The 24,168-nt window shown below is 38.5% G+C and carries 22 protein-coding genes; 16 read left to right on the top strand and 6 right to left on the bottom strand.

The window, feature by feature from the left end:
- Positions 1–173: 173 nt before the first annotated feature.
- Positions 174–1,190 carry an LD-carboxypeptidase gene (locus tag RBH95_RS02285; RefSeq protein WP_307901122.1) on the bottom strand — a complete coding sequence of 339 codons (1,017 nt, stop codon included), beginning with the start codon at positions 1,188–1,190 and terminating at the stop codon, positions 174–176.
- Between the two features lie 93 nt (positions 1,191–1,283).
- Positions 1,284–1,907 (bottom strand): hypothetical protein, encoded by a 624-nt coding sequence (locus RBH95_RS02280; RefSeq protein ID WP_307901121.1) that lies wholly within the window; start codon positions 1,905–1,907, stop codon positions 1,284–1,286.
- A 206-nt stretch (positions 1,908–2,113) separates the two neighbouring features.
- Between RBH95_RS02280 and metG the strand changes: the two genes are divergently transcribed.
- The 7 genes from metG to RBH95_RS02245 all read left to right on the top strand — a co-directional run bounded on the left by metG (position 2,114) and on the right by RBH95_RS02245 (position 9,065).
- On the top strand, positions 2,114–4,183 hold the full coding sequence (gene metG, locus RBH95_RS02275; protein ID WP_307901120.1) for a methionine--tRNA ligase: 2,070 nt from the start codon (positions 2,114–2,116) through the stop codon (positions 4,181–4,183).
- 42 nt (positions 4,184–4,225) lie between these two features.
- Positions 4,226–5,686 (top strand): hypothetical protein, encoded by a 1,461-nt coding sequence (locus RBH95_RS02270; protein ID WP_307901119.1) that lies wholly within the window; start codon positions 4,226–4,228, stop codon positions 5,684–5,686.
- Between the two features lie 6 nt (positions 5,687–5,692).
- Positions 5,693–6,319, top strand: coding sequence for a class I SAM-dependent methyltransferase (locus tag RBH95_RS02265; RefSeq protein ID WP_307901118.1), 627 nt, complete (start codon positions 5,693–5,695; stop codon positions 6,317–6,319).
- A gap of 104 nt (positions 6,320–6,423) precedes the next feature.
- Positions 6,424–6,873, top strand: a complete 450-nt coding sequence (locus tag RBH95_RS02260; protein ID WP_307901117.1) for an META domain-containing protein — start codon at positions 6,424–6,426, stop codon at positions 6,871–6,873.
- A 42-nt stretch (positions 6,874–6,915) separates the two neighbouring features.
- Positions 6,916–7,830 carry a DUF6268 family outer membrane beta-barrel protein gene (locus tag RBH95_RS02255; RefSeq protein ID WP_307901116.1) on the top strand — a complete coding sequence of 305 codons (915 nt, stop codon included), beginning with the start codon at positions 6,916–6,918 and terminating at the stop codon, positions 7,828–7,830.
- Positions 7,831–7,835: 5 nt separating this feature from the next.
- Positions 7,836–7,973, top strand: coding sequence for a Tex-like N-terminal domain-containing protein (locus RBH95_RS02250; protein WP_307901115.1), 138 nt, complete (start codon positions 7,836–7,838; stop codon positions 7,971–7,973).
- A 291-nt stretch (positions 7,974–8,264) separates the two neighbouring features.
- Positions 8,265–9,065, top strand: coding sequence for a T9SS type A sorting domain-containing protein (locus tag RBH95_RS02245; RefSeq protein WP_307901114.1), 801 nt, complete (start codon positions 8,265–8,267; stop codon positions 9,063–9,065).
- A gap of 51 nt (positions 9,066–9,116) precedes the next feature.
- Here RBH95_RS02245 and RBH95_RS02240 read toward each other — a convergent pair whose 3' ends face one another.
- Positions 9,117–11,648, bottom strand: coding sequence for an alkaline phosphatase family protein (locus RBH95_RS02240; protein ID WP_307901113.1), 2,532 nt, complete (start codon positions 11,646–11,648; stop codon positions 9,117–9,119).
- Positions 11,635–11,769, bottom strand: a complete 135-nt coding sequence (locus RBH95_RS02235) for a hypothetical protein (protein ID WP_307901112.1) — start codon at positions 11,767–11,769, stop codon at positions 11,635–11,637. Before RBH95_RS02235 ends, RBH95_RS02240 begins: the two co-directional genes overlap by 14 nt.
- A gap of 192 nt (positions 11,770–11,961) precedes the next feature.
- On the opposite strand from RBH95_RS02235, the gene RBH95_RS02230 reads away from it, so the two are divergent.
- From RBH95_RS02230 to RBH95_RS02215, 4 genes are all read left to right on the top strand, one after another.
- Positions 11,962–14,091 carry a Tex family protein gene (locus RBH95_RS02230; RefSeq protein WP_307901111.1) on the top strand — a complete coding sequence of 710 codons (2,130 nt, stop codon included), beginning with the start codon at positions 11,962–11,964 and terminating at the stop codon, positions 14,089–14,091.
- An 85-nt stretch (positions 14,092–14,176) separates the two neighbouring features.
- On the top strand, positions 14,177–15,064 hold the full coding sequence (locus tag RBH95_RS02225; RefSeq protein ID WP_307901110.1) for a DMT family transporter: 888 nt from the start codon (positions 14,177–14,179) through the stop codon (positions 15,062–15,064).
- A gap of 57 nt (positions 15,065–15,121) precedes the next feature.
- Positions 15,122–15,640, top strand: coding sequence for a ferritin (locus RBH95_RS02220; RefSeq protein WP_307901109.1), 519 nt, complete (start codon positions 15,122–15,124; stop codon positions 15,638–15,640).
- 375 nt (positions 15,641–16,015) lie between these two features.
- A complete protein-coding gene (locus RBH95_RS02215) occupies positions 16,016–18,409 on the top strand; it encodes a hypothetical protein (RefSeq protein WP_307901108.1) in 2,394 nt (797 codons plus the stop codon).
- A 32-nt stretch (positions 18,410–18,441) separates the two neighbouring features.
- Here the strand turns inward: RBH95_RS02215 and RBH95_RS02210 are convergent, their stop codons facing one another.
- A complete protein-coding gene (locus RBH95_RS02210; protein ID WP_307901107.1) occupies positions 18,442–18,774 on the bottom strand; it encodes a single-stranded DNA-binding protein in 333 nt (110 codons plus the stop codon).
- A gap of 194 nt (positions 18,775–18,968) precedes the next feature.
- Between RBH95_RS02210 and RBH95_RS02205 the strand changes: the two genes are divergently transcribed.
- From RBH95_RS02205 to RBH95_RS02190, 4 genes are read left to right on the top strand one after another with little or no spacing between them, the layout of a single operon-like run.
- Positions 18,969–19,613, top strand: a complete 645-nt coding sequence (locus RBH95_RS02205; RefSeq protein ID WP_307901106.1) for a spermidine synthase — start codon at positions 18,969–18,971, stop codon at positions 19,611–19,613.
- 53 nt (positions 19,614–19,666) lie between these two features.
- Positions 19,667–20,017, top strand: coding sequence for a hypothetical protein (locus tag RBH95_RS02200; RefSeq protein ID WP_307901105.1), 351 nt, complete (start codon positions 19,667–19,669; stop codon positions 20,015–20,017).
- Positions 20,018–20,066: 49 nt separating this feature from the next.
- Complete coding sequence (locus RBH95_RS02195) at positions 20,067–20,762, top strand: hypothetical protein (RefSeq protein WP_307901104.1); 696 nt, start codon at positions 20,067–20,069, stop codon at positions 20,760–20,762.
- 46 nt (positions 20,763–20,808) lie between these two features.
- Complete coding sequence (locus RBH95_RS02190; RefSeq protein WP_307901103.1) at positions 20,809–21,117, top strand: hypothetical protein; 309 nt, start codon at positions 20,809–20,811, stop codon at positions 21,115–21,117.
- A gap of 150 nt (positions 21,118–21,267) precedes the next feature.
- Here the strand turns inward: RBH95_RS02190 and RBH95_RS02185 are convergent, their stop codons facing one another.
- Complete coding sequence (locus RBH95_RS02185; RefSeq protein WP_307901102.1) at positions 21,268–21,735, bottom strand: CBS domain-containing protein; 468 nt, start codon at positions 21,733–21,735, stop codon at positions 21,268–21,270.
- A 112-nt stretch (positions 21,736–21,847) separates the two neighbouring features.
- On the opposite strand from RBH95_RS02185, the gene RBH95_RS02180 reads away from it, so the two are divergent.
- Positions 21,848–24,151, top strand: coding sequence for a M28 family peptidase (locus RBH95_RS02180; protein WP_307901101.1), 2,304 nt, complete (start codon positions 21,848–21,850; stop codon positions 24,149–24,151).
- Positions 24,152–24,168: the final 17 nt, after the last annotated feature.

The raw sequence follows: 24,168 nt of genomic DNA, 5'->3' as shown, positions 1-24,168 counted from the left end.
GTATCGAGAAGCGCCTTACTCTAAGCTTGAGAAAGCCAAAAGAGATTCCTCATTCGTCGGAATGACACCGTACCAAACGTCACTTCGAGTAATTGTTCTGAGTGCCAACTAAGAACAATTGTATCGAGAAGTCCCGAAGTTGAATTATTTCAAAGGAGAAAAAAAAACCATAATTATTCCATGAATACCACCGTAGTTCCCTCTTTAGTAACGGTCATTTCAATAGTTCTCCCCAATATCATGGCACGGTTGTCCTTTTCATGGCCGGCAGGCATGTTAAAGGCAATTGGAAAATCAAAGTCAGACAAGGCATCCAAAATCAATTGCTCAATGGAAGTGCCCCAAAGCGTAGTGTTTTTTCTAAGCTTGCTCATATCACCCACCAAAACACCTTTACAGTTATCAAAATAGCCGGCACGCTTTAAACTTTGCAGCATGCGGTCGATATGATACTTATACTCTCCTATTTCTTCAATAAAGAGGATATCTCCCGAGGTATCAATACTCGTCTCTGAACCCAACATGGTATGCAATAAGGTGAGGTTGCCTCCTACCAACGGGCCAACAGCCTTACCAGTCCTATTGTATGAAGAACCTTTTAATGTATACGATAATGATTCCCCAAACAGTGCTTTCTTAAAGGTGTCTACGGTTTCCTGAATTTCGCTTACATCTTTAGTCAAGCTTACACACATGAGAGCATGGATAGATTCAAATCCCAGATTATGGAATTGGTTATGCAAGGCGGTGATGTCGCTATAGCCTATCAACCATTTAGGGTGTTGTTTAAATTGGGTGTAATCCAATTTATCCAAGATACGTACACTACCATAGCCCCCTCTAGCACACCAAATAGCACTAATAGTAGGATCGTCCAGAGCCTTTTGGAAATCTGCGGCACGCTGGACATCGGTTCCCGCAAAATGGTTATCCTGACTGAACACATGGCCTCCCACTTTGGCATGCAGCCCCCAACTTTTCAACAAGGCAATGGCATCCTGCACCTCATCTTCCCTATGTTTCAATATTCCCGAAGGCGCCACTATGGCCACGGTATCCCCTGCTTTTAAGTACTCTGGCTGTATCAATTTGTTTGGAATTTGTGATTTGGAATGCTGTGCATTACCAGTGGTCATAGCAAAGAACCATACGGCACAACACAGATAAACTAATTGGATGTTTTTCGACATAGGGTAAATGTACAGTTTTCATTTCAAAATCATAAATCACTTTAGGGAATAAAAAAAGAGGCAAAAGCCTCTTTTTAAATATCTATTCAAAGATTATTTTCTTCTAGAAAATCCTTTAGTTTTTGTTGCACCTGCGGCTATTCTTCCAAACTCATCAGAATATACAAACTCCTCTAACTCTCCTTCATAATTCCCCGAAAACTCAAGACCTTCATCAGTGGTTCCTTCAAACTCCAATTTATAAGTAGTTCCATTTTCCAAAATGGTAACTGTCCCCGAAGTGATTTCAAGAAACGATTCCTCTTCGTCCATTTCATAATTAAGATTGATAATCATATCGCCATAGTCAAACGTATTTGGCACAGATTCAATACTCGTGTAATTATAGGTTCCTGGTTCAAGTCCCGCAGGATTCTCGGTAAACAGTTCAAAACTTAAACCGGAAAAAACATTGTTTTCGGGGATAAGTTCTCCCCACATAATTTCATAATTAGTATCCAACAAGTAAATTTCAAAAGTATAGACACCTTCTACATCCATTTCTCCATAATTTAAAATGTAGCCATTTTTCAATTGGTATTCTTCTCCATCATATACCAATGCATTTGCGGTAGTTTCAGGTTCATTGTTATTGTCATTGTCATCACTGTCGGGTCCACAGTTAAATAAAGAAAGTCCTAGCACCATGGCTAGCAAAAAAGATACACGTGTTTTCATAGGTTGATTTTTTAAAGTTTTACAATTTGTAGCTAAACATATACAAAAAATAAAAACCAGCATAAGTTTTAACCTTTATTTAGAAAGTTTCCTACCCTATATTTTTTTCCTAAACCTCATTAAAATCCGTATTTTTGCCACCTATTTGAAACACTAAAACATTAGAGTCTTGTTGCTCTTGCAGCAAGTAGTAAACATACAAATCCATGACAGATCCTAAACGCTATACCATTACCGCAGCATTACCTTACACCAACGGCCCTATCCATATTGGCCACTTGGCTGGTGTATACGTACCTGCCGATATTTACGCTAGATTTTTAAGACTTAACGGCAAGGATGTTGCCTTTGTATGCGGAAGTGACGAACATGGGGTGCCCATTACCATCAAGGCAAAAAAAGAAGGGGTAACGCCTCAGGATGTGGTGGATAAATACCATGCCATTATCAAACAATCGTTTGAGGACTTTGGTATTTCGTTTGATAACTACAGCCGTACCTCGGCACAAGTACATCATGAAACGGCTTCGGAATTCTTTAAAGAGTTATACAACAAAGGAGAATTTATTGAAGAAGTCACCGAGCAGTTATACGATGAGCAGGCCAATCAGTTTTTGGCCGACCGTTTTGTAACAGGTACCTGTCCAAAATGTGGCAATGAAGAAGCCTATGGCGACCAATGTGAAAAGTGTGGCACCAGTCTAAACGCCACGGATCTTATCAATCCTAAATCGGCCATTACCGGAAATGTGCCAACCTTGAAGCAAACCAAGCACTGGTTTTTGCCATTGGACAAGCATGAAGACTTCCTTAAGGAATGGATTTTGGAAGGGCACAAAAAAGACTGGAAACCTAATGTTTATGGGCAGGTAAAATCATGGATCGATGACGGATTACGTCCGCGTGCAGTAACAAGAGATTTGGATTGGGGAATTCCAGTACCTCTTCCAGATGCTGAAGGCAAAGTATTGTATGTTTGGTTTGATGCACCTATTGGGTATATCTCCGCTACCAAGGAATGGGCAGAGCGTGAAGGCAAAGATTGGGAGCCCTATTGGAAAGACCAAGACACCAAGTTGGTACACTTTATTGGAAAAGACAATATTGTATTCCACTGTATCATTTTCCCTGCCATGTTAAAGGCAGAAGGCAGCTATATCCTTCCTGATAATGTACCTGCCAATGAATTCTTGAATTTGGAAGGTAACAAATTGTCCACCTCCAAAAACTGGGCGGTTTGGCTTCCTGAATACTTACAAGATTTCCCAGAAAAGCAGGACGTATTGCGTTACGCATTGACGGCCAATGCCCCTGAAACTAAAGACAATGATTTTACCTGGAAGGACTTTCAGGCGAGAAACAATAACGAATTGGTAGCCATTTTCGGAAACTTTATCAACCGAGTGGTAGTCTTGACCAATAAATACTATAATGGCATTGTACCAACGCCTTCAGAGTTGACAGAGATTGACGAAGAAACCTTGGCTGCTGTAAAAGCATATCCATCGGTAATAGCTAGTTCTATTGAACGCTACCGTTTCCGTGAGGGAAGTCAGGAGTTGATGAACTTGGCCCGTTTGGGGAACAAATATTTGGCTGATGAGGAGCCATGGAAAGTGATCAAGGAAGATGAGGCCCGTACAAAAACTATCATGTATGTGGCGCTTCAAATAGCTTCGGCTTTGGCAACTTTAAGTGAGCCGTTCTTGCCATTTACGTCAGAAAAATTGAAGAACATCCTTAATCTAGCCTCCGCAGCAGAAACCATTTCTTGGAATGACATCATTTCCAAAGAGGTCTTGCTTACTGCTGGACATCAAATTGGCAAGGCTGAATTGTTGTTCTCAAAAATAGAAGATCAAGACATCCAAGCCCAATTGGACAAATTGGAAGCAAGTAAAAAGGCCAATGAAGCAGCCAATAAAACGGTAGAGCCTCAAAAGGATATTATCACCTTTGATGACTTCACCAAATTGGACCTTCGTGTAGGAACCATTTTAGAAGCCGAAAAAATGGCAAAGGCCAAAAAATTATTGGTACTAAAAGTGGATACTGGTATTGATGTAAGAACCATTGTGTCTGGTATTGCCGAAAGCTTTAAACCAGAAGAAATTATAGGCAAACGTGTGACCGTTTTGGTAAACTTAGCACCAAGAGCTTTGCGCGGTGTAGAAAGTGAAGGCATGATTTTAATGACCGAAACAGCAGATGGAAAATTGGTATTTGTGAACCCAGACGAAGGGCAAAACGTTACCAACGGATTGCAAATAAGCTAACATTTTTTTAGTTTAGAATCCCAAACCATAAACCAACCACATATGACATTTATTAAATCTTTAAGCTTTCTAATTTTATTTGTAAGCCTAAATGCCTTTTGCCAAAAAACGGTACTTACGTTTGAAAACGATGAAGTATCAAAACGTTTAACGAAAGAGTCGTATACGTTTTCTAATACTGAAAACAATGATTTAGCCATTCTTCTCATTGAAGACAAAAAGGCTTTTGCCTACCTTTTTGATAAAGATTTCAACCAGAAATCCAAATTAGAAACAAAGGGTCTAAAAAACAAGTACAATGAGGTGGTTGGCTATGCTGTAGATAATTTAAACTATCGTGTTTTATATGCAAACGACAAAAAAGACAAGTTTGCTGTTTTAAATATCGATTTTGGTTTAGGTTCTATGGATATTTCTGAGTTTAAAATGGATTTTGATGGAGAAATTTATTTAAGCACCGTCAATTATAACAACCAAATTTTTCTTTTTACAGCAGAAGACAATTTAGAGCTGAGTATCTGGACATTCAACAATCTAAGTTTTAATAAAGCAAAGACCTTCACTTTAGATGACTTGAAGGACAAATCACTTTTAAAGAAAAATTACGGTGTACACGTTGCGTTTTCCAATAATATTGGGAAACCTTTTTGGCTCGGAACAAAGGTTTCTGGCATCTCAAAAATAGATCAACGTATCCCAAACGCCATAGAAGTAACCTCAAGCCTAGGCAAACTTTATCAAACCAAAAACAAGGTATACTTAACCTTAGAAAATGAGGAGGACAAAACTTATTTCTATGACATCGATATAGAGAATTATGAAATTGACCTTAAAATTTTTGATTATCCAGAAGGCACTATTGAGCCTTTTAAAAAATTCAATTCTTATATCTACGAAGACAAAATTTACCAAATAGCCAGTTCAAAACAAGAAATGAAACTCTTAATCAATACCCTTTCAGGGGAATTAGTTAAAAGTTTTTATATCGACAAAGAGCATCCTATCACTTTTAAAAATTCTCCCATCATCCAAGAGGGAGTGGCAACTCCCTTTATAAGCACAAGAGAATTGGAAGAAACTCAAAAGTATCTTCGAAAAATATCTTCAGGAAATCTAGGTATAACCGTTATTAAAACAAAAAACAACTATCATACATCTATGGGAGGTTATAAAATCACCAAAAACCCCACACCAATCCCTTCTAACTCATCTGATCCATTCAATCCTTTTAGTACTCCTACGGGAACTTTTGTTTCTTACAACCCGACATATTCAGCTTATAATACATACACCAAAACAAAATCAACCTATTTCCACTCCATATTCGATTTAGAATTTAATCACCTAAAAGGGGAAGTGGAAGAAAATATATTTGATAAAATTGATGCTCTAAAAAAAGTCAAAAAATATAGCACTGCAGATTATGTTTTCTTTCATGATAACACACTTTATTATGGGTATTTCGATTTAAAGGAAGGAAATTATAATCTTATTACATTCTAAAAAGCAATGAATCACCTCAAATCTCATTGGGACAACGTTTACGATACCAAAACAGACCCCGAATTAGGATGGTATGAACCCCATCCAGAAACTACATTGCAGCTTATAGATAAATGCAACCTTCAACCTAACGCTTCTATTTTAGCAGTTGGTGCTGGTACTAGCAATTTAATTGATACTTTGGTCGCGAAAGGGTTCCAAAACCTTATTGCAAATGATTTAAGCCGGGTGGCCCTTGACAAATTAAAGGCGCGTATCAAAGAAGTATTCAACCACGACCTAAATTGTGTTGTGGATGATCTCACCCAACCTAAAGTATTGCAGGAACTAGCTCCTATTGACCTTTGGGTAGACCGTGCCGTATTGCATTTCTTTTTAAAAGAAGAAGAACAAACTGCCTACTTTGACCTGATCAAAAAAGTGGTTGCCAAAGATGGTTATGCATTAATTGCCGTATTTGCTTTGAACGGTGCCGAAAAATGCTGCGGACTTCCCTTGCAACGTTACAACACAGACATGCTACAGGACAAACTGGGCGACGAATTTCAACTTTTGGAAAGTATGGACTATACGTTCATCAATCCATTTGGTGGCGAACGTCCGTATGTATATACCCTTTTTAAAAGAGTCTAAAGCACCACATTCTTTATTACGGCTCAATTGATTTTGGTACGGTAATTGGTTAACTTAGAGGAACTGTTTTCTGTATAAAAACTGTTCCTCTAAAACCCTTGATTATGAAAATAAAAGCACTTTTCTTATTAACATGCATACTAATGCTAACGGCATGTAAAAGCTCAAAACAAACCACTAGTTCCAACAATAATACAACCTCCATTTCCCTAACGGACACCCCTTGGAAACTGGTAGAATTACAGGGACAAAAAATTACCGACATGACCCCACAACCCTATCTATACTTGGATTCCAAAACCAATCGTGCTGGAGGTAATTCTGGGTGCAATGGATTTGGTGGTAGTTATACGCTGGAAAATGAATACAAAATCAAGTTGTCTGGACTCATTTCTACCATGAAAGCCTGCCCAGACATGAGCACGGAAAAAGCCTTTTTAAAAGTTTTGGAATCTGTAGACAACTACACCATAGTTAACGGAGTCTTGAGCTTAAACAAAGCTAAAATGGCCACCTTGGCAAAATTTGAAGTAGACCAATCGGTGATGGATTAAACCATTCACCGATTATGCCTATCTTTAAACAACTAGGCATCATTGCAATATATTTTGAAAAATCTATGGCTTCTTTTAGTTTGGTTCCCCTCTCTCCTTTGGGCTCAAAATTATATTGATGTCCTCCAAATTAGGTACGCCTACATGCCTCATTCTAATTTTGAAAACACCTCTAGTCATACCAATGTCAATTCCCTTGAAACAGTTGCTACGGTTCCTTTTCCACTCAATCAGTCCACAGCCATCATTGCCGGAGCCAACTTCACCTATAACAACCTACAGTTATTCCCTAACAGCGATTACTCCCTCCTTTATAACACCACATTAAGGTTAGGCATTAACACCAAACTTTCCGAAACATGGCAGGGGACTTTTATTGCCCTACCAAAAATTGCTTCGGATTACCAAAACATTTCCTCAGACGATTTTTATCTAGGAGGCCTTGCGCTATTCAATAACCAACGTAAGAGCAACCTGTTTTTTAGATACGGAATTTACCTCTCGCAAGAGGCCTTTGGCGTTACGACCACACCAATTTTGGGGCTTTACTACCTCAGCAACAACCAGCTTTTTGAAGCTGATTTAGCAATTCCACTCTCTGCCAATATCAACTATACGCTGCCACATTTTAAAGTAGGAGTTGATTATTTAGGAATCGAACGCAGCTACCACTTACATAGTCCAGAACAAATGGGAAGATACGTAGAACAAAACCGACTAGAGTTTGCCGGCTATATAGAATTTAACACCTTTAACAAACAAGTACTTTTACGAAGCAAATTGGGTTACGCCAGTAATAGACATGCGGTTTTTGACGATGACGACACCATTGGCTTAAAGGTGATTGACTTCAGAATTGATGACAAACGCACCCAATTAAATCCAAAAATGAAAGGAAGTTTGTTCTTCAAAATTGAGGCTATTTATCGTTTTAACTTAAATTCGCAGCAAAACTAAATATCATGTCCCAAAGCATCATTTCATATATCATTTCATTTACTAATTTACCGGAGTCTGGAGTTAAAAATACACTTCAACTTTTGGAAGAAGACTGCACCGTACCCTTCATTTCCAGATACCAATATAAACCTGCCAATTAGTACTCCTTTTTAATTTTTTCATCTCTGTTTAAATTAAAAATGAGCATTTGCTTCTAAAAAAACACCCTAGCAAAAAATTCCATAAACAACAAAAATACATTCGCTTTATTTACATAACCCACACTTAAATCACCGAATAACAATAAATAATTTAATTGTAACAGGTTTTTTTTGAATAATATTTAATAGATTTTATCCAAAAAAAACATTAAGCCGTATACAACCTATTCTTTTTTGTAGTAATTTCCCTAAAACTTGAAATATCTATTTCACTAATCTAAAATGTTTCATATGAAAAAATCAACTACTTTGAACCTTTCTAAGTATGCGGCCATGGTAGCTGCTGCAGGAGGTATTGCCGACGCTAGCGGCCAAATTATTTACACCGACATCACGCCTGACCATGAGGGCAGTGCCAACTCTGAGTATATGTTGGATATAGACAACGATGGTACCAATGACTTTAAATTACGAAATGCCGATTTAGCAGGAATTTACAACAATCTTTATATTGATCCTATGAACTCCAGTAACGGAGTAATGGGAAGTCAAGGATATTTTGGATATGCCTATCCTTTTGCTTTAAATTCGGGCGATGCAATCTCAAATGCAGGGTCTTGGAATGATAATAGCTTCCAATCTCTAAATTTTGCATCTTGTGTTATTGGCAACTGGTGTGATATTACAGATGGTTACCTAGGAGTACGTTTTAATATTGATGGCGCTACTCATTATGGTTGGATAAGATTAGATGTAGGACAAATACCTAGCTCATTTGTTGTTAAGGATTATGCTTACAACTCCATAGCTGACGAAGCCATTACGGCAGGGCAACAAACCTTAAGTGTTGGAGACTTATCAAGTCAAAACATTGAGATAAAAGCCTTAAACAAGCATATTGCGTTACACAACTTACCAGAAAACACCAATTACAGATTGTTTTCAATGACTGGGCAATCATTGCTTAATGGAACGATAGCCAATCAAACATCTTACTCAATAAATGCCAATACTATGGCATCTGGAGCTTATATCCTAGAACTAGAAGATGTGGATTCTAAAAGTGTTCTTAGAAAAAAAGTTATCTTATAACAAATTGCTATAACACAAAAAAAAGAGCCTGTTAAAAACAGGCTCTTTTTTTTAAACTACCTTATTTCTATACAAAGAAGTATCTATAGCTTCCTGCATACGCTGCTTGTCCAGTTCTATCCCTAAAAAGGACTGCAATTTATCGATAGAGGCATTTGGATCCTGTATTAAATCTGTGTAATTAATATATACCATTTCCACTTCAGGTTCTTTGTCCTTCCATACTTCCACATTGTCCAACTGTTTTTGATAAGATTCCAATAAACGCACTGGAAGCACCTCTGGATTTTTACCCACCATCTTTTGTTGAGACTGAATTACCTCTCCCAAGTCGCGCACCATAAACACCACTTTATAGCGATAGCTTGGTTTTAAATACTTCAACAAAGGTGCCACCACCTTAACCGCTTTATTCTGCGCTTTATCCAACCATGAATTATCTTTATGCAAAGACATGACAGGCTGGTACTCAAAATAGCCTTTGGGATTTGAATTATCAGCTTTGCGTTCATTATCAGTAAGAGCTTCCAAACCTCCATTAGAAAGCATTTGCATCATTAAGGACGTCCCAGACCTTGGCAAACCAGACACCACAACAATTTGGTTGTCCCTATACTTAAACTCAGCTTTATCCTTAAATTCCGGTGACGTTTCAAGTGCTTCTTCAATATTTTGTATGGCAAATTCCGCACGATGGTGTGTTTTTGGCTTCAACATTTTAGCCATGCCATAGGCCATTTTGGCATTTTCCAAATCGCCCATTTTCTCTAGAGCTTCTCCCAAAATATAATGGGCTTCTGGAAAATATTTCACCAACTCAATACTGGTTAATGCATGTTCTGCAGCTTCTTCATAATTTTTAAGACGTACCAAAACGACTGCTAAGGCTTGGTGGTATTTAGCATTATCAATTTCAAATTCCAAAGCCTGCTCAAAGGCATCCTTGGCCTCTTTAAACTTGTTAAGCTGTAGATAGATTTTCCCTATTTGAAACCATACCTCGCCATTTGGCTTTCTATTTTTGGCTTCGGTTAACAATTTTAGAGCTTGGTCTACCTTTCCTTTGTTCAGCAATATCCTTGCTTCGGAAAAATAAGTGTTTATTTCAAACTGTTTATCCAAAGTCCGTAGTTTGTTCAAATAGATTTCGGCGTTTTCAAAGTCTTTCTCAGCCAAACTTATCGTTAACAAATCCATGTAAAAAGGAATAACGTCTACGGGCTCTTTTTCAGTAATCAATTCCAATAAAATAGCCTTTGACTGGGCATAATCCTTTTTCCCTAGAAATACTCTTGCTAGGTTATGTTTTAAATCACATTTCGTTTTATGTACCGCCTTTTCCATGGTTTCATCGGGACGTTCTATATACCCAAGCTCAATAAGCTGTTCCATAGCATCCTGATCGGACAATCCAACAGCATCCGTTTTATCCTGACCTTCGCCAAAGTCCCCTTCCACCTTATCCCAACTTTCAATGTATGTAGGTTCAGTTGGCTCTTTGAAAATATCCATGGCCACTTTACCGTCCATATCCTTACCAATAGGCAAACCATACATATGTAAAATGGTTGGGGCTACATCAATCAATCCCAGACCAAACACTTTTTCGTTTCGTTTAATATTTGGGCCCGCCGCCACAAAAATTCCAAACTGCCTGTGTTCTAACGCTGGAGCTGCCTGATATTTGGGCATCTTCAAAATACGTTTGTTACCCGACTCATATCCATGATCGGACATTACAATTATTGTTGTATCCTCACCCGCCAAACTTATCATCCGTTCCAACATCATGTCTTGAAACCTATAGGCTCCAATGATTGCTTCATTATAGATTTCAAACAAATCCTTAGGTACCGCCTTCAATTTAGGTGGATAAAACTTCATAAAGGCATGGCAAAAATGATCTATGAGGTCATAATACACGGCCATAAAATCCCATTCGGTATTCGCCATGGTATAAGTTGCTGCACTATGAACAGAAACATTTTCAGAAAGAATTTTAGATAGGCCAATCAAGTGTTTACTCTTATCCAAATCAATCTTGTGCGCCTTAGGAACAAAAGGCAAAATGAGTTCCTCAGTAATCTCATCCGGAAACATTTTCAAGTCTCTTATCTCGTTTAAAAAAGATTTTGGATGCACCGCATCTTCCGGAACATGCGACCGTTTTCTAATATCTTTATTTGCCTTTTGGAACTTATCGGAAATGACTACACCATTTATAGGTTCTGGAGGATAACTTGGCCACCAACCAACCAAATTACTTTTATACCCCTCATGATGAAAAATATTCCACAAGGCTCTCGTTTTCCTTGAAGCCATAGTTACAGGTCTTACCCCTTTTAAGTCTGGCATGAGTTCAATAAACCCCAAGACACCATGCTTATCTGGAGTTTTCCCTGTTGCCACAGTAGACCAAAGCATAGGAGAATAAGGAGGGTTCATAGTACTCATATTGCCATAAACACCTCTATTTATTAGTTTTTGCAAAGCAGGCATTTGTCCTTTTGCCAATAAAGGCCCAATAATCTTCCAATCAGCAGCATCCCAACCAATTAACAGTACCTTATTATTTTTTTTCATCACTATTCTCTTTTGAATTTTTAACCGTTCTCCAAGCTCTCAAACCTACATCCCCTAAAGCTAAGAGCCCTAGAGAACCTCCTTTGGTAATCTTTACCGGTATAGTTTCCTTTTTTTCCATAGCATTATGTTAATCTCAAGATTGTATTAGAGCGCATAAAATTAGGCATTCCTATTACAAAGACCTCGAAATTTTAACAAGAATCGACTTATATTTTACAGAAGTTTATGATCCTTAAAATTACCACTTAAAAAAGCTGTCTATTTTGGCAACATTAGGTTTTAACTTAAATTCGCAGCAAAACTAAATATCATGTCCCAAAGCATCATTTCATATATCATTTCATTTACCAATTTACCGGAGTCTGGTGTTAAAAATACACTCCAACTTTTGGAAGAAGACTGCACCGTACCCTTCATTTCCAGATACCGAAAAGAGCGTACTGGAAACTTGGATGAAGTGCAAATTGGAGATATTGTGAAATACAAAGAGCAATTTGAGGCTTTGGAAAAACGAAAGGCAACCATTTTAAAAGCCTTGGAAGAACAGGACGTTTTAACTCCAGAATTGCAAAACAGCATTGAAAAGGCGGCAGATCTAACCACTTTGGAAGATTTGTATCTGCCCTATAAGAAAAAACGTAAAACCAAAGCCGAAGCAGCAAGAAAAGCTGGTTTGGAACCGTTGGCAAAAATCATCATGAGCCAAAATGCCTCTGATTTGGAAACCATCGCTTTTAAATATACCAAAGGAGACATTAGCTCAGCCGAAGACGCTTTGGAAGGGGCACGCCATATCATTGCCGAATGGATCAATGAACGTGTCGACATCAGAAATCAGATACGTCACCAATTGGAACGTTTTGCGCTTATTTCCTCTAAGGTGGTAAAGGCAAAGGCCGAAGAAGATGACGCTCAAAAATTCAGGGACTACTTTGAATGGGAAGAATCGCTGAGCCGAATTCCCTCCCACAGACTTTTAGCCATTTTACGTGCAGAACACGAAGGTTTTATTCGCCTTAAAATTGATATTGACGAAGAGCGCGCCCTTTCTAAAATTGAAAGTCGCATCATTCGCTCCAACAATGCTTGCTCCGAACAAATTGAATTGGCCATAAAAGATGCTTACAAACGCTTATTACTGCCATCGTTGTCCAACGAAGCCCTTCAAAATGCCAAGGAAAAAGCCGATGCATCGGCCATCTCTGTATTTGCCAAGAACCTTAAACAATTGCTTCTTGGATCACCTTTAGGAGAAAAAAGAATCTTGGCCATTGACCCAGGGTTTAGAACCGGCTGTAAAGTGGTTTGCTTGGATGCGCAAGGAACTCTAAAGCACAACGAAACCATTTACCCGCATGCCCCTAAAAATGATACTACGGGAGCCATAAAAAAAATTAGTTCCTTGGCAGAGGCGTATCAGATAGAGGCCATCGCCATTGGAAACGGAACTGCTTCAAGAGAAACCGAAGCCCTTATCAGACGCATTCATTTTAAAAATGAAATTCAGGTATTTGTGGTGAATGAAGCTGGCGCCAGTATTTATTCAGCATCAAAAATTGCCCGAGAGGAATTCCCAAATTACGATGTGACCGTGAGAGGCTCTGTTTCCATTGGGAGACGATTGCAGGATCCTTTGGCCGAATTGGTAAAGATTGACCCAAAATCTATTGGGGTTGGGCAATACCAACATGATGTGGACCAAACTAAATTGAAAAACGAATTGGACACGGTTGTGGAAAGTTGTGTAAATGCTGTTGGGGTGAACATCAACACCGCCAGTAAATCCCTGTTGAGTTATGTGTCTGGAATTGGCCCAAAATTGGCAGAAAACATTGTGACCTATAGAGAGGAAAACGGCAAATTCCTATCCAGAACCGACATTAAAAAAGTGCCTAGATTAGGCGGTAAAGCTTTTGAACAAAGTGCTGCCTTTTTACGAATTAAAGGTGCCAAAAACCCAATGGATGATTCCGCAGTGCACCCTGAAAGTTACAGCATTGTCAAACAAATTGCCAAAGATGAAGGCAAAACTGTTTCCGAATTGATAGGAAATTCAGAACTCCTTAAAAAAATTGACCTCAACAAATATTGCACGGATACAGTAGGACTTCCAACCCTAAAGGACATCGTCAAGGAATTAGAAAAACCGGGATTGGATATTAGGGAACAGGCCAAAGTATTTACCTTTAACCAAAACATCAAAACCATTAACGATTTACAGGAAGGTCAGTTACTACCGGGAATAGTCAACAATGTGACAAACTTTGGTGCTTTTGTGGATATAGGCATCAAAGAAAGTGGACTAATTCATATTTCCAATCTTTCCGATGGTTTTGTAAGTGATGTCAACGAGCACATCAGCCTACACCAACAAGTCATTGTTAAAGTATTGGAGGTAGATATTAAACGTAAACGCATACAACTAAAACTACACAAATAAATATGTTTTTTTCACCTGTAAATAACTATAATACAGTTTCATAACAAAGAATTAAGTACTTTTACGTTCTTTTATTTTGAAACTGATGACAAAACCTAGAATTGCGCTTGTTATTGGCATAGTTTGCATCTCGATTTTTCCCGTTTTGGTGCGACTCAGTTTGACTCCTGGGCTCATCTCTGCGTTTTATAGAATGGCCTTTGCCTCGGCAGTTATCGTTCCCTATGTAATTATCAACAAGCAAATCAAAGTCCCCTCAAGGAAAATGGTATTGTTATCGGGGCTTTGTGGAGTCATCTTTGGTTTGGATGTTGGTGTATGGAACATTGCCATACAAGGGTCTTCGGCTACTCAGGCCACCCTACTCACCAATTTATCTCCTGTTTGGGTAGGTATTGGAGCTTTCTTGTTCTTAAAAGACAAACCTTTAAAGAACTTTTGGTATGGCACCGTGATTGCTTTAATAGGAATGGTACTCTTAGTTGGTTATCAGTTTTTCCGAAATCTAGAATTCGACATTCCCTTTTTATTCGCCGTACTATCGGGAATGCTGTATGCGGTCTACATGCTAGTAAGCAAATATGTTTTGGGAGAAACCGAAGTAGTTACTTTTACGACCATAAGTTTGGTTGCCTCCACAGTGGCACTAGGCCTCATAAACATACTAGCCAAAGAACCTTTTACAGGATTTTCCAACCTTGGCTGGATTGTTTTGGTCATACAGGGCTTGATATGCCAATTATTGGCATGGTTGCTCATAAGTTATGCCACCAAACATATGCGTGCCACCAGGGTTTCCGTGAGCTTGTTGGGACAGGCCATTTTAGCATCAATCCTAGCTTGGATCTTCCTAAATGAAACCATCACCTTACAAATGATAATAGGCGGTTTGGTTTTACTTTTGGGAATTAGAATTACATTTTACACAAAACCCCTGGGCTTATTTAGATTGCGTAAAAAAGAAAAATCCTAAGCCCTATTATTTAAATCTGTCCTGTTTTATAGCTAACTTTGGTAAAAAACGAAGATTATGTTATCAAAATCTATAGAAAAGGCTCTCAATGATCAAATTAGAATTGAGGCTGAATCCTCGCAAATTTATTTGGCCATGGCCTGCTGGGCAGAGGTAAAAGGACTGGAAGGAGTCGCCAATTTTATGTACGACCAATCCGATGAGGAACGCATGCACATGCTAAAATTGGTTCGTTTTGTAAACGAACGTGGCGGACATGCGCAAGTATCGGCTCTTAAAGCTCCTAACGTGACGTTCAATTCGTTCAAGGAAATGTTTGAAAAGCTTTTTGAACATGAAGTATTTGTATCGGAAAGCATCAACGAACTGGTGCATATTACCCTTCAAGAAAAGGACTATGCCACACACAACTTCCTGCAATGGTATGTTTCTGAACAAATAGAAGAAGAAGCGGTAGCAAGAACTATTTTGGACAAAATCAACATGATTGGCAACGATAAAGGAGGCTTGTATTTGTTTGATCGCGACATTCAACAACTAAACGTAAGTACTGCTGCTTCGGAAGCACCTGAGTAATTTTAACATTAAATCTTATTTAGATTTATTTAAAATAACTATTTTCGCCCTCGTTTTGAAATAGTTATTATTTGGTTTTGGGCAAAAAGAAAGACAAAAAGCAAAAAAAGAAAGAGGCAATCAAACAGCTGCACGACTCGGGGATTATCAATGCCGATAAGGTAAAAAGCAGTTGTTGTAAAAAATATAAGAAAGGTGAAAACAAGCGCTGTAAAAAGTGCCCTTGTTTTGATTTGCTTAAAAAGGTGGCATAAGCTCACTTTTTAAATCCTTTTAAATCAAACAAAAAGAGATTAGTGTAAGGCTAATCTCTTTTTTTATGTCTTAGCACTAATAAAATTTATAACTTGAAACCATCATCACAACAAAGTATCAATGCATCAAAATCTGCAATTAAGAGCTAGAATCGCCAACCTCATTACCATTCAACTTCGGTTATTTTGTCTCCTTGCATTCATTTTTTCATTTTCACAAGAATCTCCCCAAATAAAACATATTGCAGAACCATTTTCTAGTTATACCCAATTACCTAGAGAGCTTGCGTATGGGCACCTCAATAAGTCCACATTCATTAAAGGAGAAACCTTAGCCTTTACCATATACGTATTTAACAAAAACAACAAGCAACTAGCTACAGCTACCACCAATGTATACTGCGCCATTGTTGACAATCAAGGGAACATCATAAAAAACAAAATGTTGTTGGCGCAAAATGGGGTTTGCTACGGAAGCTTCTTTGTGGATGAACAATTCTCGTCTGGCAATTACAACTTTCAAGCGTATACCAATTGGATGAAAAATTTTAATGAACAGAATTTTTATGTTCAAGGTATATCGATCATCGATGCCAATAAAACCATCGTATCCACTCCTATTTCCTCAAACTTAGATATCCAATTATTGCCTGAAGGAGGACATCTTGTTGCAGACACTCCCAATACCGTAGGCATAGCCATCAAGGATACTTTAGGCTTTGGGGTTCCCAATGCCACTGTCAAACTTTTAAACAGTAACCGTTACAGTATGGGCACCTTTAAAACCAATCAATTTGGCATTGGTAAGTTTTCATTTACACCTAAAAAGGGAAACTCTTATAACGTAGAAGTGCACACTAAAGAGACCACTCAAAGGCATCCTCTACCCAAAGCCGAAGCTCTCGGAATTGCTATGAGCTTAAACAAATTAAACGACAGAATTATTATTCGGTTTAATACCAACGATAACACTTTTAAATCCATTAAAAATAACCCCTACACTCTTGCCATACATAATGGCCACGACATAAAAACCATCAACATTCAATTTAAAGATAGTTTAGAGTTGCTAAGTCTTATTCCGCACAGCGACCTCTTTAAAGGCATGAATGTTCTCACACTTTTCGACAATACGGGAACGCCTATTTTGGAACGTCTCTATTTCAAATATAACGGTATTGAATTTTTAGAATCTCAGACACCATATTTTGAAAAAGGAGAAGATTCCACCCTGGTAACAATACCTTTTGAAGGGGTCAACCCAAAAGTCTTTAATAATTTCAGTATTTCTGTCTTGCCCCAAGAAACCGTCTCCTACCAACATCATCAAAATATCGTTTCATCCCTCTATTTACAGCCCTACGTGAAAGGGTTTGTTGAAAACGCTCTGTATTATTTTCAGGATATCGATCGTCAAAAGGAATTTGAACTGGACAATCTATTGCTTACCCAGGGCTGGAGCAGTTACAGCTGGCAAAACATTTTCCAAAATCCACCCACCGTTAATTTCCCTTTTGAACAAGGTATTGCCATCAAGGCCCATATCAACCAATCCAAGTCCAATACCTTTGCTATGTTTCCTATTACCAATAATAGTTTTGAAACCTTTGAACTTAACAGTAGTCATGCTTTTTTTGAAAAAAACGCACTGTACCCTCTAGACAAAGAACAATTGCGCTTTGTGGAACTCAATCGCAAAAAATCTGGAATCAAACCCCATCTTTCCTTACAGTTTACCCCGTCCAAAATCCCCAATTTGGACAAATACCTAAAAGTTGAACCTTTGAAAAAAACGGTTGCCTTTAACGCCATCAACTCACAGCCATTTATGATCAATTCATGGAGCGGTCTGGAACAATTAAATGAAATTGTCCTATCGGTCAGAAAAAAGGATAGTCGCAAAGAGCAATTAAACCAAAAACAACATGGAAAAATTGACATTTTTGATGACAATCTACGCAAGTCCTACATGGATTTTGCCTCCTACATACAGACCAAAGGGTTTAGGGTTTATCAAAATAACGGACAACTCAACATCATTAATCCTTCTGCCGCCTCAAGCAATAATAACAGCCCAGCGGTATATCTGGACGACATGAGACTATTTGACTTAAATACCTTATACCAATACCGATTGGATATCGTTGATTACATCCTTATTGACAAATCAGGGTTTGGACAAGGAATTAACGCTGGAGCGGGTGTCATTAAAATTTACACCGATCCTAAAATTTCGTTTTCCTTTAATGAAAGCAGCCCTTTTCAAACGTTCAACATCCCTCTTACCTTCAGTAGCCCTACACAATTCTATACACCCAAATACTCTTTTTATAAAACCCAATTTTACCAAGAATACGGCGTGGTGAATTGGCTCCCCAATTGTAAAGTGGACGCTCAAGGCAACATTTCCTTTAAAATTGATAATATACAAGCAGGAGATCTCAAGATTTTTATGGAAGGGACTTGCAATGACGGCAGCTTGATTTCGGAAGTGAGGGACATAGCAATAAAATGAAAAAGGCTCCATATGGAGCCTTTTTCATTAGCTTACTTCCCCAACATCAATAATTCACTGCAGAGAATTTCAGTAGCATAGTGGCGCTTGCCGTCCTTGTCTTCCCACATACGGTTGGTAAGTTTGCCTTCTAGAGCAATTTCCTGCCCTTTTGTAATATAGTTTTCCACCACCTTTACAAGGCCTCCCCTTACAATAACATTGTGCCAATAGGTGCGCTCTATCTTTTGGCCTCTTTTGTCCTTATAGCTATCATCGGTAGCCAAGGAGAATTTGGCCATTTTATTGCCATCTTCAAAATTCACAATTTCAGGATCTTGTCCTAATCTTCCAATCAACTGTACTTTGTTTCTAAGTGCATTCATAATTTTAAATTTTAAGGTTAAACAGTTAATACCATTGAATTTCATTTGTTCCATTCAACAAGACAAAGATGACATACCTACCAAAAATTAGTCGGTAGTTACGCATTTATAGTCGTTTGTAAACGTTTGTAGTCGTTTGTACACGGATAATTATTTGACGTAACCTCTTATATTTGCAGCTTTTTTTCAGCTCTATGAAACGCTTTCTAAGTTATCTCTATCCTGTAAGCAAAAAAGTACCTTCGCAATACAGCGGGAAGTTGGAAGTGACTTGGTATGATGGCAAAAAATACCTCAACACCAAAAACGCCAACTATTCGTACGGCTCGTTACAGGAAATTTTAAAGTTCGGTTTGGAGCATATCAACCTGGATTCCATTTCCAATTGCTTGTTGTTGGGTCTTGGTGGCGGCAGTGTGATTGACACCCTTCGGAACGACTTTAATTTTCAACAGCACATCACGGCTGTGGATATTGATCCTGTGGTCATTGCTATTGCCCAACGTGAATTTCAGCATTACAATTCGCCAACGCTGACCATGGTTTGTGCCGATGCCCAACAGTTTATATTTGAAACTACAGCTAGCTTCGACCTCATTATTGTAGACCTTTACATCGATGCCCACATGCCCTCCCAATTTATGGAATCCGCCTTTTGGAAGGCTATCCTACAATCGCATTCCAACCAAGGCGCCATTATTTTTAATGCAGCATTGAATGTTCCCTCCTCAAAAAGCTTACAAGCTATTAAAGCACTTTTGGAAACTGCTGGCTTTAGCGTTAGCATCCATCAAAAGGTAAATGGCACCAACACCCTACTAATTGCCCAAACCTCATAATTCATTATAAATGAATATTTCCTATATTGTATACGCAACCAACCCATTGAATTATGCAAAAAGCGTGTCCAGAATGTGGAGAAACCATCCGTGGTAGGGTGGACAAAAAGTTCTGTAGCGATGCCTGCCGAAACAGTTACAACAATAAGGCAAACAAAGACCTTAGAAACATTATTAGAAATACCAACAACAAGCTGCGCAAAAACTATCGGATTTTAGAAGCTCTCAACCCTGAACAAAAATCAAAAGCCTCAAAAGGACGGTTAGTTGAAAAAGGCTTCGACTTCAATTACATTACCAGTATTTACACCACCAAAACCGGTAAGGTTTATTACTTTGTGTACGATCAGGGCTACCTGCCTCTAGAAGGCGACTATTATGCCTTGGTAAAGCGCCTACAGTAATTGTAACATTTTACGGGATGTTCCTACCTATACTTAAAAGCCCTTTTTTATGACCGCATTAGCCTTATCATTTGTTCCTGTTCTTTTAGTTGTTTCCATTGGCTTGATCATTGGCTTGGCCTTTTACTATTTCAGTCCGAAAAAGGTCATGCTTCGTACCCTTGCCAAAATACCGCACAAAACCTTGGGCAGTATTAGGAACAACGAGCTGGTAAAAATTTCAGGCAAAGCCTTGCATGCCAAAGAACCTCTAAAAGCACCTTTAAGTAAACGTGATTGCGTGTTCTATAGCATTACTATTGAACAGGAGAAGAGCAGCGGGAAACATTCGCATTGGAAAACCCTGATTAAAGAGGAACAATTTCATGAGTTTTTTGTAGATCATCGCGGTGAAATGGTGATGATCAAACCTTCCCATACCTCGAAAAACTATGTCACCTATTTAGTTTCCGACAAAAAGACAAATTCCGGAACCTTTAACGACCCAACTCCTGAATTTGAAGCCTTATTGAAACGCTATAATATTGATAGTACAAACTTTTTTGGGTTCAACAAACAGTTACGCTACAGTGAAGGGATTATAGAAGTAGGCGAACACATTACCGTATCAGGAGTTGCTAAATGGAAAAGTTTTAACGAACCCATTGAAGGCTTCCCCTACTCCAAAATATTGTCGCTTGAAAATGAAGGCAAGCAAAAACTGATCATCACAGATTTGCCTGAAGCTTTGGAAAGTCGGTCTTAATTTGTACGAATCATCTTTTATATTTAAAAATAACCAACACATAGCAATGAAACCAGAACCTAGAAAAGAAACTAATTACAGACAATGGGCTTTTAGAGTATTTCTTTACGTAGTTGTAGTAAATCTTGTAATCGTCTATAGGGTAATGACTTTTGCTGTTGGCTTTCACGATATGGAAAAATTCCAACAAAATATTGCAATTGTATCGATCTTTGGAAATTTACTTCTTATAACGGGTATCATCCTAACTATTCTCAGTATTAAAAACGATGAGAAAAAAAATTATCAATACTACATTTCGATAATCGGATATCCATTCTTTTTAATCCTAACCTTTATATCCTTAGCGTTCTAAAATAAATAGAAATCGAAAATTGATCCTGTATTAAAGGAACTTCATGGATTGCCCCAAAGAGTACAAAAAAAAAATGCAGCGACACTTAAAAACCTATCGCTGCAGAATGCTTAATAAACGCACAAATAAATCGTGCTTATTAAATACTTCTTATTTCCAATTGTGCCCTTTCAACTCAAGAGCTGCTTTTAAAATATCTTTTTGACTAATTTGACCTACCAATTTACCCTCATGTACTATAGGAAAACGACGAATCTTGGAATCTAAAAACTTCTTGGCGGCATCAAACACATTCATATTGCCATCAATGGTCTCCACCTCCTTTATCATTCGTTTTTCAACATTGTCTTGCTCCATTGGCATATTATAATATCTACTATCACTAATCTGCTTTAAACAGTCCCCTTCCGAAATGATCCCCACCAATTCATAATTATCATTTACCACAGGGCCACCAGAAATCCGATTGGCAATTAAAGACTTGATAACCTCCTCCACAGACTGCTCTGGTTTAAACGTAATTAATGTAGTACTCATGTAATCTCTTACCCTAAATGGGATCTCTTCTACCGTATTGCTTTGTTGCTTTCTGGATCCCTGAAAACTTTTAATGCCCATAACCTAAAATTTTAATTCCTTCTAAATTTACTGAATTTAAGTCATTTAACCTAGAGCCAATATTCGCAAAATATTCATTACATTTAAGATGAACTAACTAACATTTCTTCCCATGCTAAAAAAAATTATCTCCTTAGCACTTATCCTTGTGGCCATTTATTGGAGCTTTCTAGCCCTAAAGCCCACCACAATTTCCGGTCTGGAAACTACCGATACCGAATTCTCTACAGACAGGGCTTTGGGACACCTCAAAGAAATTTCGAAACACCCCCATTATGTTGGCATTCCCGAGCATACAAAAGTCCGAAACTACATTGTTGGCGCCTTAGAAAACCTAGGTCTGCAAACTCAAATACAGGAAGGCTTCAGTTACAACGAAAAATGGGGAAGCATCACCAAACCCAAAAATATTATAGCTCGCATTCCCGGGACCAACAATTCCAAAGCCCTCTTGCTACTCTCCCATTACGACAGTAACCCACACTCCTCTTTAGGGGCAAGTGACGCCGGCTCTGGTGTTGTAACCATTTTGGAAGGACTTAGAGCCTATCTACATGATGGCACAAAACCAAAAAATGACATTATCATCATGCTATCCGATGCCGAGGAATTAGGACTCAATGGTGCCGAACTTTTTGTAAACGAACATCCTTGGGCCAAGGACGTAGGCTTGGTATTGAATTTTGAGTCGCGTGGAAGTGGCGGCCCCAGTTATATGCTTGTAGAAACCAACGGAGGCAACCAAAAATTATTGAAAGGCTTTATAGCAGCCAACCCACAATACCCCGTTGCCAACTCTCTTGCCTACAGCGTCTATAAAAAACTCCCTAACGATACCGATTTAACCAGCTTTAGGGAAGATGGCAATATCGATGGATTCAACTTTGCTTTTATCGACGACCATTATGACTATCATACAGCTCTGGACACTTACGAACGTTTGGATCGCTCATCCTTAGAGCACCAAGGAAGCTATCTCATGCCCCTATTACGTTATTTTGCAGATGCCAACTTGAGTACTTTAAAAAGCGAAAAGGACAATGTGTACTTCAACATCCCACTATTTAAAACCGTAAGTTATCCCTTTGCCTGGATAATCCCCATGCTTATTGTAGCCATTGTTCTGTTTTTGGCCTTGGTTTTTTACGGCCTTAAAAAACGCATGCTTAACTCTAAGCACATGGCCATTGGGTTTATTCCTGGTATAGCCGCTTTATTATTGAATGGCCTTATAGGCATTGCTGGTTGGAGAGTGCTTACAACACTCTACCCTCAGTATAATGAAATCCTTCAAGGCTTCCCTTATAACGGTCACACCTATATTTTGGCATTCGCCTTGTTGGCAACCGCCATATGTATGTGGCTTTATAATAAAGTCTATAAACCCGAAAACACGGCCAGTTTGGTAGTGCCTCCTCTTTTTTTATGGCTCATAATTTGCACTCTTGCGGCCTTTTACCTTAAAGGCGCCAGTTTTTTTATCATCCCCGTGTTTTTTGGCCTGATAAGTCTATTCGTATTGGTGCGTCAAAAACGTCCAAACATCCTATTAATGGCCCTTCTACTGTTTCCAACCTTATGGATCCTTGTTCCATTTGTGCAAATGTTCCCTGTGGGACTAGGCCTAAAAGTATTGGTTGCCACTACTGTTTTGGTGTCCTTGATCTTTTCATTGTGCATGTCGGTGTTTGGATTCTCCCGATACAAAAACCGCTGGGCCTACCTGCTATTTATAGTAGCCATAGGCTGTTTTATTTCGGCACATATGAACTCCAATTTTAATGAAGAACAGCCAAAACCAAATAGTTTGATTTACTTTTATGACATGGATCAGGACAAGGCTGTTTGGGCTACTTACGATACCCTATTGGATCCATGGACCAAAACCTACTTGTCTGATAGTCCAGCGGCTAACGATTCGCTTTCCAAATACAATAGCACTAGTAAATATGGCACCAAAATAAGTTATACGCACAATGCCATTATAAAACCCTTGGCGCTCCCTTATATAGATATTAAAAAGGACACTATTATTGGCAACCAACGACAAGTAAGACTATTTATTTCGCCACAACGAAGCGTTCAAAAAATGGTATTGTTTGCAGATTCCACACAACATTTTACAAACTTCAAAATGAATGGTTATGATTTTAACCACACCCTAAAGGAGGACTTTGTCTTGGAGCAGCGCAAAGGGCAACAACTATTTGCCTATTCTGTTGTAGACAATAATTTTATGGATATTGAGCTAAGTGTTCCAAAGGAAATGCCATTGCTATTGGATTATGTTGAAGTATCTTATGACCTGCTAAACAACCCTTTATTTAGAGTGCCCAAAAGGCCCGCAGGCATGATTCCGAAACCTTTTGTTAACAATGATGCCGTGATGGTCAAAAAGACCATTATCTTAAATTAAATGTTTTCAAAATTATA

The sequence above is a fragment of the Mangrovimonas sp. YM274 genome (assembly GCF_030908385.1).
Lineage (GTDB): Bacteria > Bacteroidota > Bacteroidia > Flavobacteriales > Flavobacteriaceae > Mangrovimonas_A.
The sequence above is the reverse complement of the archived record's forward strand: the minus strand, read 5'-3'. Positions and strand labels throughout refer to the sequence as shown.

Coding starts and splice junctions, on each gene's coding strand:
- RBH95_RS02285 (WP_307901122.1), bottom strand. CDS start 1,190: ATGTCGAAAAACATCCAATTAGTTTATCTGTGTTGTGCCGTATGGTTC.
- RBH95_RS02280 (WP_307901121.1), bottom strand. CDS start 1,907: ATGAAAACACGTGTATCTTTTTTGCTAGCCATGGTGCTAGGACTTTCT.
- metG (WP_307901120.1), top strand. CDS start 2,114: ATGACAGATCCTAAACGCTATACCATTACCGCAGCATTACCTTACACC.
- RBH95_RS02270 (WP_307901119.1), top strand. CDS start 4,226: ATGACATTTATTAAATCTTTAAGCTTTCTAATTTTATTTGTAAGCCTA.
- RBH95_RS02265 (WP_307901118.1), top strand. CDS start 5,693: ATGAATCACCTCAAATCTCATTGGGACAACGTTTACGATACCAAAACA.
- RBH95_RS02260 (WP_307901117.1), top strand. CDS start 6,424: ATGAAAATAAAAGCACTTTTCTTATTAACATGCATACTAATGCTAACG.
- RBH95_RS02250 (WP_307901115.1), top strand. CDS start 7,836: ATGTCCCAAAGCATCATTTCATATATCATTTCATTTACTAATTTACCG.
- RBH95_RS02245 (WP_307901114.1), top strand. CDS start 8,265: ATGAAAAAATCAACTACTTTGAACCTTTCTAAGTATGCGGCCATGGTA.
- RBH95_RS02240 (WP_307901113.1), bottom strand. CDS start 11,648: ATGAAAAAAAATAATAAGGTACTGTTAATTGGTTGGGATGCTGCTGAT.
- RBH95_RS02235 (WP_307901112.1), bottom strand. CDS start 11,769: ATGGAAAAAAAGGAAACTATACCGGTAAAGATTACCAAAGGAGGTTCT.
- RBH95_RS02230 (WP_307901111.1), top strand. CDS start 11,962: ATGTCCCAAAGCATCATTTCATATATCATTTCATTTACCAATTTACCG.
- RBH95_RS02225 (WP_307901110.1), top strand. CDS start 14,177: ATGACAAAACCTAGAATTGCGCTTGTTATTGGCATAGTTTGCATCTCG.
- RBH95_RS02220 (WP_307901109.1), top strand. CDS start 15,122: ATGTTATCAAAATCTATAGAAAAGGCTCTCAATGATCAAATTAGAATT.
- RBH95_RS02215 (WP_307901108.1), top strand. CDS start 16,016: ATGCATCAAAATCTGCAATTAAGAGCTAGAATCGCCAACCTCATTACC.
- RBH95_RS02210 (WP_307901107.1), bottom strand. CDS start 18,774: ATGAATGCACTTAGAAACAAAGTACAGTTGATTGGAAGATTAGGACAA.
- RBH95_RS02205 (WP_307901106.1), top strand. CDS start 18,969: ATGAAACGCTTTCTAAGTTATCTCTATCCTGTAAGCAAAAAAGTACCT.
- RBH95_RS02200 (WP_307901105.1), top strand. CDS start 19,667: ATGCAAAAAGCGTGTCCAGAATGTGGAGAAACCATCCGTGGTAGGGTG.
- RBH95_RS02195 (WP_307901104.1), top strand. CDS start 20,067: ATGACCGCATTAGCCTTATCATTTGTTCCTGTTCTTTTAGTTGTTTCC.
- RBH95_RS02190 (WP_307901103.1), top strand. CDS start 20,809: ATGAAACCAGAACCTAGAAAAGAAACTAATTACAGACAATGGGCTTTT.
- RBH95_RS02185 (WP_307901102.1), bottom strand. CDS start 21,735: ATGGGCATTAAAAGTTTTCAGGGATCCAGAAAGCAACAAAGCAATACG.
- RBH95_RS02180 (WP_307901101.1), top strand. CDS start 21,848: ATGCTAAAAAAAATTATCTCCTTAGCACTTATCCTTGTGGCCATTTAT.